This window comes from Azoarcus sp. DD4 (assembly GCF_006496635.1).
Classification (GTDB): Bacteria; Pseudomonadota; Gammaproteobacteria; order Burkholderiales; family Rhodocyclaceae; genus Azoarcus.
The window spans coordinates 4479254-4492685 of sequence record NZ_CP022958.1; the positions used below are offsets into that span (position 1 = coordinate 4479254).

13 protein-coding genes are annotated in these 13432 nt (G+C 64.4%); 2 read left to right on the plus strand and 11 right to left on the minus strand.

All coding sequences use genetic code 11. The features are described 5' to 3' along the window. Positions 1-13: 13 nt before the first annotated feature. From CJ010_RS20705 to CJ010_RS20725, 5 genes are all read right to left on the minus strand, one after another. Positions 14-475, minus strand: a complete 462-nt coding sequence (locus tag CJ010_RS20705; protein WP_141019806.1) for a response regulator — start codon at positions 473-475, stop codon at positions 14-16. After that, entirely contained in the window at positions 472-3081 is a 2610-nt protein-coding gene (locus CJ010_RS20710; RefSeq protein ID WP_141019807.1) for a PAS domain S-box protein, read from the minus strand. Before CJ010_RS20710 ends, CJ010_RS20705 begins: the two co-directional genes overlap by 4 nt. Before the next feature lie 2 nt (positions 3082-3083). Continuing rightward, the gene (locus tag CJ010_RS20715) at positions 3084-4040 is read right to left on the minus strand and encodes an ABC transporter substrate-binding protein (RefSeq protein WP_168224994.1); all 957 of its coding nucleotides are present in this window, start codon (positions 4038-4040) and stop codon (positions 3084-3086) included. Positions 4041-4271: 231 nt separating this feature from the next. Further along, on the minus strand, positions 4272-4763 hold the full coding sequence (ssb, locus tag CJ010_RS20720) for a single-stranded DNA-binding protein (RefSeq protein ID WP_141019809.1): 492 nt from the start codon (positions 4761-4763) through the stop codon (positions 4272-4274). A 67-nt stretch (positions 4764-4830) separates the two neighbouring features. Further along, the gene (locus CJ010_RS20725) at positions 4831-6012 is read right to left on the minus strand and encodes an MFS transporter (RefSeq protein ID WP_141019810.1); all 1182 of its coding nucleotides are present in this window, start codon (positions 6010-6012) and stop codon (positions 4831-4833) included. A gap of 138 nt (positions 6013-6150) precedes the next feature. On the opposite strand from CJ010_RS20725, the gene uvrA reads away from it, so the two are divergent. Both uvrA and CJ010_RS20735 read left to right on the plus strand, forming a co-directional pair. Then, the gene (uvrA, locus tag CJ010_RS20730) at positions 6151-8976 is read left to right on the plus strand and encodes an excinuclease ABC subunit UvrA (RefSeq protein ID WP_141019811.1); all 2826 of its coding nucleotides are present in this window, start codon (positions 6151-6153) and stop codon (positions 8974-8976) included. Positions 8977-9074: 98 nt separating this feature from the next. Then, the gene (locus CJ010_RS20735) at positions 9075-9374 is read left to right on the plus strand and encodes a hypothetical protein (protein WP_141019812.1); all 300 of its coding nucleotides are present in this window, start codon (positions 9075-9077) and stop codon (positions 9372-9374) included. 40 nt (positions 9375-9414) lie between these two features. On the opposite strand, the gene galE is transcribed toward CJ010_RS20735, so the two are convergent. The 6 genes from galE to rpsM all read right to left on the minus strand — a co-directional run bounded on the left by galE (position 9415) and on the right by rpsM (position 13388). Continuing rightward, positions 9415-10449, minus strand: a complete 1035-nt coding sequence (galE, locus tag CJ010_RS20740; RefSeq protein WP_141019813.1) for a UDP-glucose 4-epimerase GalE — start codon at positions 10447-10449, stop codon at positions 9415-9417. Positions 10450-10537: 88 nt separating this feature from the next. Further along, a complete protein-coding gene (rplQ, locus tag CJ010_RS20745; protein ID WP_141019814.1) occupies positions 10538-10933 on the minus strand; it encodes a 50S ribosomal protein L17 in 396 nt (131 codons plus the stop codon). A gap of 27 nt (positions 10934-10960) precedes the next feature. Then, a complete protein-coding gene (gene rpoA, locus CJ010_RS20750; RefSeq protein WP_240794432.1) occupies positions 10961-11947 on the minus strand; it encodes a DNA-directed RNA polymerase subunit alpha in 987 nt (328 codons plus the stop codon). Positions 11948-11979: 32 nt separating this feature from the next. Further along, on the minus strand, positions 11980-12609 hold the full coding sequence (rpsD, locus tag CJ010_RS20755) for a 30S ribosomal protein S4 (protein ID WP_141019816.1): 630 nt from the start codon (positions 12607-12609) through the stop codon (positions 11980-11982). Positions 12610-12623: 14 nt separating this feature from the next. Continuing rightward, positions 12624-13013: a 30S ribosomal protein S11 gene (gene rpsK, locus CJ010_RS20760; protein ID WP_011767116.1), complete on the minus strand. Its 390-nt coding sequence runs from the start codon at positions 13011-13013 to the stop codon at positions 12624-12626. A 12-nt stretch (positions 13014-13025) separates the two neighbouring features. Then, the gene (gene rpsM, locus CJ010_RS20765) at positions 13026-13388 is read right to left on the minus strand and encodes a 30S ribosomal protein S13 (protein ID WP_141019817.1); all 363 of its coding nucleotides are present in this window, start codon (positions 13386-13388) and stop codon (positions 13026-13028) included. Positions 13389-13432: the final 44 nt, after the last annotated feature.

Here is a 13432-nt window from a genome sequence, read left to right on the forward strand (position 1 = left end):
GACTGACCTCCGCTCACACGCGAGCCGGTTTGTTGAGAACGCACCAGTAGAGTTCGATCTGGCTCGCCACCTGGGTGAACTTGTCGAAATCGACCGGTTTGATGATGTACGAGTTGGCGCCGAGCGAATAGGCGGACTCGATGTCGGCATCCTCGTCCGACGTGGTCAGTACCACCACCGGCACGCTGCGCGTCAGCGGATTCTCCTTGAATGCGCGCAGCACCTCGAGGCCGTGGACCTTCGGCAGCTTGAGGTCCAGCAGAACGACCAGCGGCAGGGCTTCGCCGGCACTCCAGCGCGGGATGAAATCGAGCGCCTCCTGGCCATCACGCGCGATCAGCAGGGGATTGAGCAGGTGACGGCGGCGGAAGGCGCGCAGGGTCAGATCGAGATCGGCCGGATTATCCTCGACCAGCAGGATGGATCGCTCACTCGGCAAGGCGCCCGCTGTCGCGGCCTCGGGAAACGGGCTCATCGCGGCAGCTCCAGGTGGAAACAGGCACCTTCCCCGGGGGCGCTCTCGGCCCATACACGCCCACCCATGCGCTGTACCGCCTTGCGCACGATGGCCAGGCCGACGCCGGTGCCGGCGTAGTCTTCCGAACGCTGCAGGCGCTGGAATATCTCGAAGATGCGGTCGTGGAACTTCATGTCGAAACCGATTCCGTTGTCTTGAACGCGGATGTGACACAGCTCGCCTTCTGCCACCGCGGAAATGCATATCTCCGGGGGCTGGGCATCACGAGAGTACTTCAGTGCGTTGTCGAACAGATTGCGCAAGGCCTGAGCCAGGCCCTCCGGATCCGCGCGCAGCCGCAGCGGTGGGACATCGAGCACGATCCGGGCCGGGCTGGATTCGAGTTCCGCGACACGCTCGGCGAGTATGCCACGCACCATATCGAGCAGGTTCACCTCGGCGCACTGCAGTGTGCGACGTTCCACACGTGAGTATGCAAGGAGGTCGTCGATCAGCCGTGCCATCTGTTTCACACCTGCGCGGATATGCTTGATGAAGAGCTGTCCCTCCTCGTCGAGCCGGTCGGCATAGTCCTCGACCAGCAGATGGCTGTAGCCGTCGATACCGCGCAGCGGTGCCTTGAGATCGTGCGACACCGAATAGGCGAAGGTCTCCAGTTCCTTGTTGAGCGCTGCGAGCTGGGCGGTGCGCTGGGCGACACGCGCTTCGAGTTCGGCATTGAGCGCACGAACTTCCTCCTCGGCTCGCCGACGCTCGGAGATGTCTGTCAGCAGACCTTCGATGTGCAGGATCCCGCCGGCCTCGTCGCGCTGCACCGCGGTGAGATCCTCTACCCAGATGTAACTGCCATCGGCAACGCGGATGCGGTACTCCTGGGCGTACTCGTTACGGCCCTCGGCCAGGAATTCGGCGACTTCCCCGCTGATGCGCTCACGATCGTCCGGGTGCAACAGGTCGAAAAAGTGGAACGAGGCCGCCAGCAGCTCACTCGCCCGGTATCCCCAGCGGTCGACGTTCTCGGACACATAGGCGACCGGCCAACCGGGTTCCGCCAGCCAGCGGAACAGCACCGTCGGGCTCGCCTCCACGACTTCGGCGGCCGCCTTGAGCGCCGCCTCGTATTTGGCGCGCTGGGTATGGTCGATCAGGGTACCGATCACGGCCCGTTCGCCCTCGTACTCGATCCCGTTGCCATACACCTCGACCGGGAAGGCGCTGCCGTCCCGCCGCAGGCCGCGGAAGGTGTACTGAACGAAGTCGATCTCGCCACGCTCGCGTTGCATCAGCTTGTCGCGCACCATGGCGCGATCGTCGGGATGCACGAGATTGGCCACCGGCATTCCGGCCAGGTCCTCCGACGGATAGCCGAACCACTCGGCCAGCCGCGGGTTGGCATAAAGCATGCGGCCGTCGCGGATTAGGTAGACGCCCACCAGGGTGCGCTCCACCAGACCGCGGAAGCGCGCCTCGCTGGCGGCAATGGCCGCAGCCGCGTCCTTTTCCTGCTGGACATCGAAGCAGCTACCGATATATGCCTGCAGACGCCCCTCGGGATCGAAGACCGGCTCGCCATGTACCGTCAGCCAGTGGTATCTGCCGTCGTGACGACACAGGCGCGCCTCGATGGAAAAGGGGGCGCGTTCGACGATCGCCTCGCGACAGGCGCGGACGAAGCTGTCGCGGTCGGCCGGGTGCAGGCTGTCGAGCCAGCCGTCGCCGCGCTCCTCGGCCAGGCCGCGCCCGGTAAAAGCCAGCCAGGCCCGGTTGAAGTAGTCCGCACTGCCATCGGGGCCGGTGCGCCAGATGGGGTTGGGCAAGCGATCGAGCAGACGGATGTGATAGTCCCTCGACGCCACCACCTCCTTCATGAGTGCGGATAGCTGGATGCCGAGCATGCCGAGCTCGTCGTTGCCAGTGACCGGGCGTGCCAGCGTGCTGCCGCGCGCCTGCGAACGCGCATAGGCGAGCAACTGCTCGATGCGGTCGGTGAGCAGAAATTTCACCAGCACCGCAATGCCCGCCGACAGCAGGAGGATGGGCGCCAGCGCGATCAGCCCCTGGCCGACGGCCTGGCGCAGGGCACTGCGACGCAGCGAGCGCGTATCCATCATCAACACCGCGTATCCGACCTCGCGCGCGCGCGCCTCACCGGCACTGACCGGCAGACGCACCGGGAACACCGCCCACAGCCGCTCGCCCTGCCTGTCCTCATCCACCTGGCCGGCCAGCGTACGGCGGGCGGCAGTCACCAGCGCAGGCGGTGGAGGCGTCGTGCCGGACTGCACGAAGCCCGCCTCCAGCCCCGGCCGGGAACTGGCGCGCACGCGATCGTCGCCACCGACGAAAGCGGCGTACTCCAGATGGGGCAGTGTGATCTGCTGGACCACGAGGTGGGCGACGAAGCGCTCGTCGCCCTCACGCAGCGCCGCCTCCAGATTGGCCGCGAGCGTGCTGCCGGAATGCCGGGCCAAGGCTTCTACCTCGGACAATCCGTCGTTGTAGTAGGTACGGAGCATGAAGGCGAACTGGCCGGCCGCGACGAGGAGCCCGAAGGCCACCAGGATGCCGAGCAACAAATGGCGCAGCGGCAGGTAATTGACCATCGCTACACCTCCTCTACCAGCGCCGATACAAGCAGACCGTCGAGCGAGACGCGCCCCTCGATCAACTTGAGTTCCGTCATCGTCACGGCCATGCGCGACAAGGTTTCGTGCAGGCTCCGCGGCCCGACCCCGAGCAGCTCGCGATTGCCCTGCCGGTCGGGAAGCCGCATCAGGGACATGGCGGCGCGATAGCTCTCCGGTCCGCCGCCGGCACGTACCCCGAGCCTGCGCACCGCCTCGTCCGGCTCGGCCATCGCCAGCGTTCGCCCGGCGAAATACGCACGCACCACCGCGCGCAGGTCGGCATGGCGTCGGCGCAGCACCTCGTCCCGTACCACCAGCACGTCGACGACTTCGCCCGGGATGTCGGCCGAAGAGAACAGCTGCCGCCCGCCACGGGCCAGCAGGCTGGACCGTATGGGCTCGAAGGTCACCAGCGCATCGACTTCGCCGCCGACGAAAGCGGCCTCGTGCCTGTCCATCGGCAGTGACACGATTTCGACCTCCTCGAGCGCCAGTCCATCACGCGCCAGGGCACGCCCGACCATGTAGGCGCCCAGGGCTTCGGTTTCCACACCGATACGCTTGCCGCGCAGTTCATCGATACGGTTGAGCCCCGCGCGGGCGATGATGACATCGGCACCGTCGGAAAAATCGAACACCAGGATGATGCGTGGCGATTGCTGGTTGGCCGCCAGCAGGATGACCTCGTCCAGGGTCAGCGCCGCCGCATCGATCGCGCCATTGCGGAAGGCCGTCAGCACCGCCGAGGAACTCGGGAAGTCGAGCACCCTTCCCGCGTCCGCTGGTAGCGCGCCGGTGGCTTCGGCCAGGCGCAAAGGCGAATAGCCCGGCCACAGGTTGGCGCCAATGCGCAGCGGCTCTTCGCTCAGTTGGCAGGCTGACAGCCATGGGACAGAAAGCGCCGGCAGCGACTGCAGGAAACGACGACGTCTCACTTCGCGCGACCCCCTCCGAAAATCCCACCCTGCACGACCGGGCACGGCCAGGGCTGCGCCGTGCCAACGACACTGGAAGGCCGCAGTTTAATGCAGACCGGCTGTCACGCCATCCGATATGCATGAATCGGGCATCAACGGGCCCGATCCGTGAACGAAAAAAAGGCGCGAACGTCAGGATCGCGCCTTCCTGATGGCATGCCGCAGCCTGTGGCCGCAGCATGCACCGGATCAGAACGGGATGTCGTCGTCGAAGTCGCCGAAGCCACCGCTATCGCGCTGTGGCGCCGGACGCGACGGCGCCTGCTGTGGCGCAGCCTGCGGGCGCTGCGCCGGTGCGCTGTATGCGCCGTCGTCGCCGCCGCGCATCGGTGCGTCGCCGCCTTCGCGGCGGCCGCCGAGCATCTTCATCTCGTCGGCACGGATCTCGGTCGTGTAGCGCTCCTGGCCGTTCTGGTCCTGCCACTTGCGGGTGCGCAGGCTGCCTTCGATGTAGACCTGACTGCCCTTGCGCAGATACTGGCCGGCAATTTCAGCCAGCTTGCCGTAGAAGGACACACGGTGCCATTCGGTGGCCTCGCGCCGCTCGCCGGTCGCCTTGTCGCGCCAGTTCTCGGTGGTCGCCAGACGGATGTTGCAGATCGCGTCGCCCGACGGGGCGAAGCGGCTTTCCGGATCGGCGCCGAGGTTGCCGATCAGGATCACTTTATTGAGGGATGCCATCCTGTTCTCCTTTGAATACAAGCAGGCGTACGGCACTCGCAGTGGAGGCCGTCCGCCCGGATTTCGATCAGCCGCGGGCAGGCACGGGCACCGCACGCACCGGCGGCGGATTCATGGTGGCGGCAAGGGCCAGCCACGCCAGTGCCAGCGCGGCGCAGCTCAGGCTCACCGCACCGCGGCCGACATGCTGTGCCAGCCAGCCGCCGAGCACGCCGCCAAGGAAGAGCCCGATCGACTGCAACGTGTTGTATACACCCAGCGCCGTGCCCTTGGCATGCGGCGGCGCAACCCGCGAGATCCACGACGGCTGGGTCGCTTCCAGTACGTTGAAGGCGATGAAGAACAAGGTCAACATCACCGCCAGCGGAACAAGGCCGTCGCCGAGCAGGTAGATACCAAGCTGCACCAGCGCCAGCAACAGCACCGCGGTATTGAACACCACCTTCATCCGGTTGCGGCGCTCGGCCATGATCACCGCTGGCACCATCACCACGAAGGAAACCAGCACCGCCGGCAGGTAAACCTTCCAGTGCGCCTCCAGTGCGAGACCACCTGCCACCAGACCGGACGGCACCAGCACCCACATGGTGGTCTGGATCAGGTGAAGCGCAAACACACCGAAATTGAGCCGCATCAGCTGGCCGTCGCGCAGCACATCGATGAAACGCCCGCCATTGGCACGCGGAACCTGGGGCGCCACCGGGACCACCCACAACAGCACGCCGATCGCACCGGCAGCCAGCGCAGCCGTCAGCCAGAAGATGCCGCTCATGCCGACGCCAGCGTAAAGCAGTGGGGCGGCCACCATGGATCCGGCGAACACCAGACCGATGCTGGACCCTATCATCGCCATCACCTTGGTGCGGTGCTGGTCGCGGGTGAGGTCGGCGGCGAGCGCCGTTACCGCAGCGGAGATCGCCCCCGCGCCCTGCAGCACACGGCCGGTGATGATGCCCCCGATGTCGGAAGCCAGCGCCGCCACCACGCTGCCGAGGACGAAGAGGACGAGTCCGAACAGGATCACCGGTTTGCGCCCGAAGCGGTCGGACGCAGCGCCGAAAGCGATCTGCAGACAGGCCTGGGTGAAACCGTAGGCGCCAATGGCAAGACCCACCATGGTGAGATCCTGCCCGCCGGGCAACTGGTGTGCGTGCACGGCGAACACCGGCAGGATCAGGAACAGCCCGAGCATGCGCAGTGCAAAGATGGCGGCAAGGCTGATACCCGCGCGACGTTCGGCAGGGCTCATCGGATCGCGCGTTGAATCTGACATGCTCGTAAAGCTTCCACGGGTCTCGGCTGGCAAGGACGGGATTCTAGCATTGGCCCGCGCCCGGCTTCTCTCTTATAGTCTTGCGTTGCTCCCAGCCTCCGGCCCCGACCCGATATGGACGAAATCCGCATTCGCGGCGCGCGCACCCACAATCTGAAGAACATCAGCCTGGATCTGCCGCGCAACCGGCTGACCGTCATCACCGGTTTGTCAGGCTCGGGCAAATCCTCGCTGGCCTTCGACACGCTGTACGCCGAGGGACAGCGACGCTACGTCGAATCCTTGTCGGCCTACGCCCGGCAGTTCCTGCAACTGATGGAAAAGCCCGACGTCGATCTGATCGAGGGACTGTCGCCTGCAATCTCGATAGAGCAGAAGGCGACCAGCCACAATCCGCGCTCCACCGTCGGCACCGTCACCGAAATCCACGATTACCTGCGCCTGCTGTATGCGCGCGCCGGCACACCGCATTGCCCCGATCATCCGGCCCACGCCCTGGAAGCCCAGAGCGTGTCACAGATGGTGGACCATGTGCTCGCACTGCCCGAAGAGACGCGGCTGATGATCCTCGCCCCGGTGGTGAGCGGCCGCAAGGGCGAGCAGCAGGATCTCTTTGCGGACTTGCGGGCACAGGGCTTTGTCCGCGTGCGGGTAGACGGTGTCGTCATGGAACTGGACGCGATGGCGCCGCTCGAGAAGGGGCGTCGTCACGACGTGCAGGTGGTGATAGACCGGCTGAAGGTACGCGCCGACCTGCGCGGCAGACTGGCCGAATCCTTCGAGACCGCGCTGACCCATGCCGACGGTCGCGCTATCGCGGTCGAGATGGACGGCGGTACCGAGCACCTCTTTTCCGCCCGCTTCGCCTGCCCGGTATGCAGCTTCGCGCTCGCAGAACTGGAACCGCGACTGTTCTCCTTCAACAACCCCGCCGGGGCGTGCCCCAAGTGCGACGGACTCGGCAAGATCGACTTCTTCGACCCGGAAAGGGTGGTCGCACACCCGCATCTGTCACTCGCGGCCGGCGCAATCCGTGGCTGGGATCGTCGCAACCAGTTCTATTTCCAGATGCTGGCCAGCCTCGCCGATCATTATGGTTTCGACTTGGAGTCCGCTTTCGAGCAGCTGCCTGAAGCGGTCCGCGCGACGGTGCTGCACGGCTCCGGACGAGAGAAGATCGCATTCCGCTATCTGGCGGACAACGGCAGGACGGTACTTAAAGAGCATCCCTTCGAAGGCATCATTCCCAACCTCGAGCGGCGCTACAAGGAGACCGACTCGCTGGCAGTACGCGAAGAGCTCAGCAAGTACCGCGCAACCCGTGCCTGCCCCGCCTGCGAGGGCAGCCGCCTGCGCAGCGAAGCGCGCCACGTGCTGATCGGCGACCGCAACCTGACCGACATCAGTCGCTTGCCGCTGGGCGCATGCAGATCCTTCTTTGAAAACCTGCAGCTCAGCGGCCAGCGCGCCCAGATTGCCGACAAGATCGTCAAGGAGATCGCCGACCGCCTGAGCTTCCTCATCAACGTCGGGCTCGACTACCTCTCGCTCGACCGTTCGGCCGACACCCTGTCCGGCGGCGAAGCCCAGCGCATCCGCCTGGCCAGCCAGATCGGCTCCGGGCTCACCGGCGTCATGTACGTCCTCGACGAACCGTCGATCGGCCTCCATCAGCGCGACAACGACCGACTGCTCGCCACCCTGTGCAAGCTGCGGGATCTTGGCAATACCGTCATCGTGGTCGAGCACGACGAGGACGCCATCCGTGCTGCCGACTATCTGGTGGACATGGGGCCGGGCGCCGGCGAGCACGGCGGGCATGTCATCGCCTGCGGTACTCCGGCCGAGGTATTTGCCGACGAAGCTTCCATTACCGGCGCCTATCTCGCCGGACGGAAGCAGATCGCGATCCCTGCGGAGCGCATTGCGCCCTCTCCGGAACGCCTGCTACGGCTCCGAGGCGCGCGCGGCAACAACTTGCGCAACGTCACGCTGGAGTTGCCGGTCGGACTGTTCATCTGCGTTACCGGCGTTTCCGGGTCAGGCAAGTCTACGCTCATCAACGAGACCCTCGCGCCGATCGCAGCACGCCAACTGCATGGCGCCGCCGCCGAGCCTGCGCCTTACGACAGCATCGAGGGGCTGGACGCCTTCGACAAGGTCATCAACGTCGACCAGTCCCCGATCGGCCGCACGCCCCGCTCCAATCCAGCAACCTACACCGGCCTGCTCACCCCCATCCGGGAGCTCTTCGCCGGCGTGCCCGAGGCGCGGGCGCGGGGTTACGGCCCCGGCCGCTTCTCCTTCAACGTCAAGGGCGGCCGCTGCGAAGCCTGCCAGGGCGATGGCCTGATCAAGGTCGAGATGCATTTCCTGCCGGACATGTACGTCCCCTGCGACATCTGCCACGGCCGCAGATATAACCGAGAAACGCTGGAGATCCGCTACAAGGGCCGCAGCATCTACGAGGTGCTGGAAATGACGGTCGAGCAGGCCTTCGACTTCTTCCGGCCGGTGCCGGCGATTGCCCGCAAGCTCGAAACCCTGATCGACGTCGGCCTCGGCTACATCCGGCTAGGCCAGAGCGCGACAACGTTGTCCGGCGGGGAAGCCCAGCGTGTCAAGCTGGCACTCGAACTGTCAAAGCGCGATACCGGGCGCACGCTCTATATCCTCGACGAACCGACCACCGGCCTGCATTTCCAGGATATCGAACTGTTGCTTACCGTGCTTCATCGCCTGCGGGAGCACGGCAATACCGTGGTCGTCATCGAGCACAATCTGGACGTGATCAAGACGGCCGACTGGATCGTCGACCTCGGGCCGGAGGGCGGTGGTGGTGGCGGTACGGTGGTGTGTGCCGGCACTCCGGAAGCGATAGCCGCCCATCCCGGCAGCCATACCGGACGATACCTCGGTGCGATGCTCGGCGTACGCTGAGCGAACGACTTACAAATTCAGATGCCGACGGGCTTGCGGCCGTGCCCGGCCGGGAACACGATAGACGCCGCTCACAACCACCGACGAGACGCACTCACATGGCCGACAAGCCCAGCTCGCCCCAGGAAGGCTTCCTGCAACGTATCGAGCGTCGCACGCGTTTCCTGAAGACCCTGCAGTCATGCGGCCTCGGCGTATTCCTTCCGCCAGACGAACGGACACGCAAACAGGCCATCGACCAGATCGTGCGCTCGACGGCGCGGCAGAGCGAACTCCCTCACCTCGACGCTGCCACCCTCGCCAAGGCTGCCGACCTGATTCGTGGCCACCTCGAGGCCATGCAGCCATTACTGCCGCACGACGTCCAGTATCGAAATCGCATCAAGCGGGACTGGTAGCCCTGACTGACCGCTGCGACCGGCCAGCATCCGGTCGCGCTCACTCCCGGCCGTAGCCCGCCGGATTACCGCTCTGCCAGCGCCAGGCGTCTGCGCACATCTCCTCCAGTCCGCGGACCGCCCGCCATCCGAGCAAGGCTTGTGCCTTTGCCGGATTGGCCCAGCATTCCGCAATGTCGCCGGCCCGGCGCTCGACAACACGGTAAGGCACGCGACGGCCACAAGCGAGTTCGAACGCTTTTACCAGTTCAAGCACACTATAGCCCCGGCCGGTACCGAGATTGATCGTGCTGAAGGGGCTCAGCGCGTCGATCCGTTCCAGGGCGCGAACATGGCCCAGCGCGAGATCGACGACGTGAATGTAGTCGCGCACCCCTGTACCGTCAGAGGTGGGGTAATCCCCGCCGAACACCTGCAACTCGGGGCGCCGCCCGACGGCGACCTGACTGATGTATGGCATCAGGTTATTGGGCACACCTGCCGGGTCCTCCCCGATACGCCCGCTTGGATGCGCGCCCACCGGATTGAAGTAGCGCAGCGCCGCTATCCGCCATGCCGGCTCCGCGTGCGCAAGATCCGCCAGGATTTCCTCGCAGACCAGCTTGGTGCGTCCATACGGGTTGGTCGCCGAGGTCGGGAAACTCTCGTCTATCGGTACGCTCGCCGGATCGCCGTAGACCGTCGCCGACGAGCTGAACACCAGCCGCTTCACTCCCGCGTCGCGCATAGCCTCCACCAGCACAAGCAGCCCGCCGACGTTGTTGTCGTAGTACTCGAGCGGCTTGAGGACAGACTCGCCGACCGCCTTCAGCGCCGCGAAGTGCACCACCGCGCTGACATCGTGCGCCGAGAATATCTCCTTCATTGCACCTCGATCCCTGACATCCGCCTCGACCACCCCGACCAGCTTGCGCTTCGCGAGCCCCTCGACCCTGTACAAGGCCTCACGCGAACCGTTTGACAAGTTGTCGACCACGACTACCCGCAGCCCCGCGGCAAGCAGCTCTAACGTTGTATGGGCGCCGATATACCCGGCCCCGCCCGTCACCAACACTACGCCTTGCTCTGCCTTCATCCTGCCCCCCAATGATCGCCAACCACGAGCCTGTAGACGAAAAAAAGGCCGGAACCCCGGCCTCTTTCAACTACGCTTCACTGCCGCCTCAGGCAGCAACAGCTTCCTGTTCCGCGACCTCGCCTTCCGGACGGTCCAGAAGCTCGACGAGCGCCATCGGAGCATTGTCACCATCGCGGAAACCAAACTTCAGGATCCGCAGATAACCGCCGTTGCGTGCCGCGAAACGCGGACCCAGCTCGTCGAAGAGCTTGACGACCATCTCGCGATCGCGGAGACGGTCGAAAGCCAGACGGCGATTAGCGAGGCTGGGCTTCTTACCCAGCGTGATCATCGGCTCGACCACGCGCCGCAGCTCCTTGGCCTTGGGCAGGGTCGTCTTGATGACTTCGTGGCGCAGCAGCGCATTCGCCATGTTCCGGAACATGGCCTGACGGTGGCTGCTAGTCCGGTTGAGCTTGCGAAGACCGTGACGGTGACGCATTTCAATTCCTCACTTCACTGCCACCGCTTAACCGAGCTTCTCGAGCCCGGCCGGAGGCCAGTTTTCCAGTTTCATTCCCAGCGTGAGCCCACGGGAGGCCAACACTTCCTTGATTTCGTTCAGCGACTTCCGGCCAAGATTCGGCGTCTTCAGCAGCTCGGTTTCGGTCCGCTGGATAAGATCGCCGATGTAGTAGATATTCTCGGCCTTCAAGCAGTTCGCGGAACGAACCGTGAGTTCGAGATCGTCCACCGGGCGCAGCAGCACCGGGTCGATAGACGGCGTCTTCTCGGGCACCACCGCGACCGGCGTACCTTCGAGATCCGCGAACACCGACAGCTGATCCATGAGCACGCGTGCCGCATAGCGGATCGCCTCCTCCGGATCAACAGCACCGTTGGTCTCGATATCGATAACCAGCCGATCGAGGTCAGTCCGCTGCTCGACGCGTGCGCTCTCGACGAGATAGCTCACACGACGAACCGGGCTGAACGACGCGTCCAGCATGATCCGACCGATCGTCTTGGTCTCGGCGGAAACCGGGCGGGAGTTGCCGGGAACATAACCGCGGCCCTGCTCGACCTTGATCTGCATGTCGAGCTTGCCACCCGGCGCGAGGTGAGCGATCACGTGCTCCGGGTTGATGATCTCGACGTCATGGCCGCCTTCGATATCACCCGCGGTTACCACGCCTTCGCCAGACTTCGACAGGGTGAGCATTGCCTCGCCGCGATTATGCAGCTTCAGCACCACACCCTTGAGGTTCAGCAGCAGGTCAACGATGTCTTCGCGCATGCCGTCGAGCGTTGAGTACTCATGAAGCACCCCTTCGATCGACACCTCGGTTGCCGCGTGACCGGGCAACGAGGAAAGGAGAATGCGCCGCAGCGCATTCCCCAACGTGTGACCAAAACCACGCTCGAACGGCTCCATCGTCACGCGGGCCTGGACCGGCGAGATGCTCTGGACGTCGATGATGCGGGGTTTCAGCAATGAGTTGCTTTGCATCAGCATTTCCTCAGAACCAGGTGCAGAACAACGCCCGATTAACGGGAGTAGAGTTCCACCACCAAGCCTTCGTTAATCGTCGAGGACAGTTCCGAACGTTGCGGATAGGCCTTGAACACGCCCTTACCAGCCTTGGCGTCGACTTCGATCCACTCCGGGAAGCCACGCGACTCGGCAGCTTCCAGCGCCGCCTTGACGCGGAGATGCGCCTTGTTGCGGTCGACCAGCTCGATCACGTCGCCGGGACGAACGGTGTAGGAGGGAATATTCACACGCTTGCCATTGACCAGCACGCCATTGTGGCGGACCACCTGACGCGCTTCGGCACGCGACGCACCGAAACCCATGCGGTAGGCAACCGAATCCAGGCGACCTTCCAGCAACTGCAGGAGGTTCTCGCCGGTCTGACCCCGACGGCGGTCTGCTTCGGAATACACCTTGCGGAACTGGCGCTCGAGCACACCATAGAGACGGCGGATCTTCTGCTTCTCGCGCAGCTGCACGCCATAGCCAGACAGACGCTGACCGGAGCGCTGACCATGCTGGCCTGGCGCGTAGGCGCGGCGTTCAATCGCGCACTTGTCGGTGAAACACTTCTCACCCTTCAGGAACAACTTTTCGCCCTCGCGTCGGCACTGACGGCACTTGGGATCGAGATTACGAGCCACGTTTCAACTCCTTGTCAGATACGACGCTTCTTCGGCGGACGGCAGCCGTTGTGCGGGATAGGGGTGATATCCGTAATGCTGGAAATCTTCATCCCCAGCGCATTCAGCGCGCGCACAGCCGATTCGCGACCCGGGCCGGGGCCCTTGATGCGCACTTCCAGGTTCTTCACACCACACTCCTGCGCCACCTTGCCGGCGGCTTCAGCCGCAACCTGCGCGGCGAACGGGGTGCTCTTGCGGGAGCCCTTGAAACCGGCGCCACCGGAAGTTGCCCACGACAGGGCGTTACCCTGGCGATCGGTGATGGTGATGATCGTATTGTTGAAGCTGGCGTGCACGTGGGCGATGCCCTCGGCGACGTTCTTCTTGATCTTCTTGCGAACCTTCGTTGCAGTCTTAGCCATGATCCGTTCCTATCACTTCTTGCCAGCGATCGCCTTACGCGGTCCCTTGCGGGTGCGGGCGTTCGTGCGGGTGCGCTGACCGCGGAGCGGCAGACCACGGCGATGACGAACGCCGCGGTAGCAACCGAGGTCCATCAGACGCTTGATGTTCATCGTGACTTCGCGACGCAGGTCGCCTTCGACGACGAACCGACCCACTTCGTCACGCAGCTTTTCCATGTCGGACTCGGTCAGATCCTTGATCTTTACCGAACGAACCACGCCAGCAGCATCACAAATCTTTTGAGCACGCGAACGGCCGATCCCATAGATGGCGGTCAGCGCGATCTCGGCATGCTTGTGGTTGGGAATGTTTACCCCAGCAATACGGGCCATCCGTTTACCCCAAAACGCTAAACATTAAATTCTAATGCCTGGAA

What these genes read in the sequence shown, in the direction of transcription:
- CJ010_RS20705 (WP_141019806.1), bottom strand. Translation starts at nt 475, where the DNA reads ATGAGCCCGTTTCCCGAGGCCGCGACAGCGGGCGCCTTGCCGAGTGAG.
- CJ010_RS20710 (WP_141019807.1), bottom strand. Translation starts at nt 3,081, where the DNA reads ATGGTCAATTACCTGCCGCTGCGCCATTTGTTGCTCGGCATCCTGGTG.
- ssb (WP_141019809.1), bottom strand. Translation starts at nt 4,763, where the DNA reads ATGGCATCCCTCAATAAAGTGATCCTGATCGGCAACCTCGGCGCCGAT.
- CJ010_RS20725 (WP_141019810.1), bottom strand. Translation starts at nt 6,012, where the DNA reads ATGAGCCCTGCCGAACGTCGCGCGGGTATCAGCCTTGCCGCCATCTTT.
- uvrA (WP_141019811.1), top strand. Translation starts at nt 6,151, where the DNA reads ATGGACGAAATCCGCATTCGCGGCGCGCGCACCCACAATCTGAAGAAC.
- CJ010_RS20735 (WP_141019812.1), top strand. Translation starts at nt 9,075, where the DNA reads ATGGCCGACAAGCCCAGCTCGCCCCAGGAAGGCTTCCTGCAACGTATC.
- galE (WP_141019813.1), bottom strand. Translation starts at nt 10,449, where the DNA reads ATGAAGGCAGAGCAAGGCGTAGTGTTGGTGACGGGCGGGGCCGGGTAT.
- rplQ (WP_141019814.1), bottom strand. Translation starts at nt 10,933, where the DNA reads ATGCGTCACCGTCACGGTCTTCGCAAGCTCAACCGGACTAGCAGCCAC.
- rpoA (WP_240794432.1), bottom strand. Translation starts at nt 11,947, where the DNA reads ATGCTGATGCAAAGCAACTCATTGCTGAAACCCCGCATCATCGACGTC.
- rpsK (WP_011767116.1), bottom strand. Translation starts at nt 13,013, where the DNA reads ATGGCTAAGACTGCAACGAAGGTTCGCAAGAAGATCAAGAAGAACGTC.
- rpsM (WP_141019817.1), bottom strand. Translation starts at nt 13,388, where the DNA reads ATGGCCCGTATTGCTGGGGTAAACATTCCCAACCACAAGCATGCCGAG.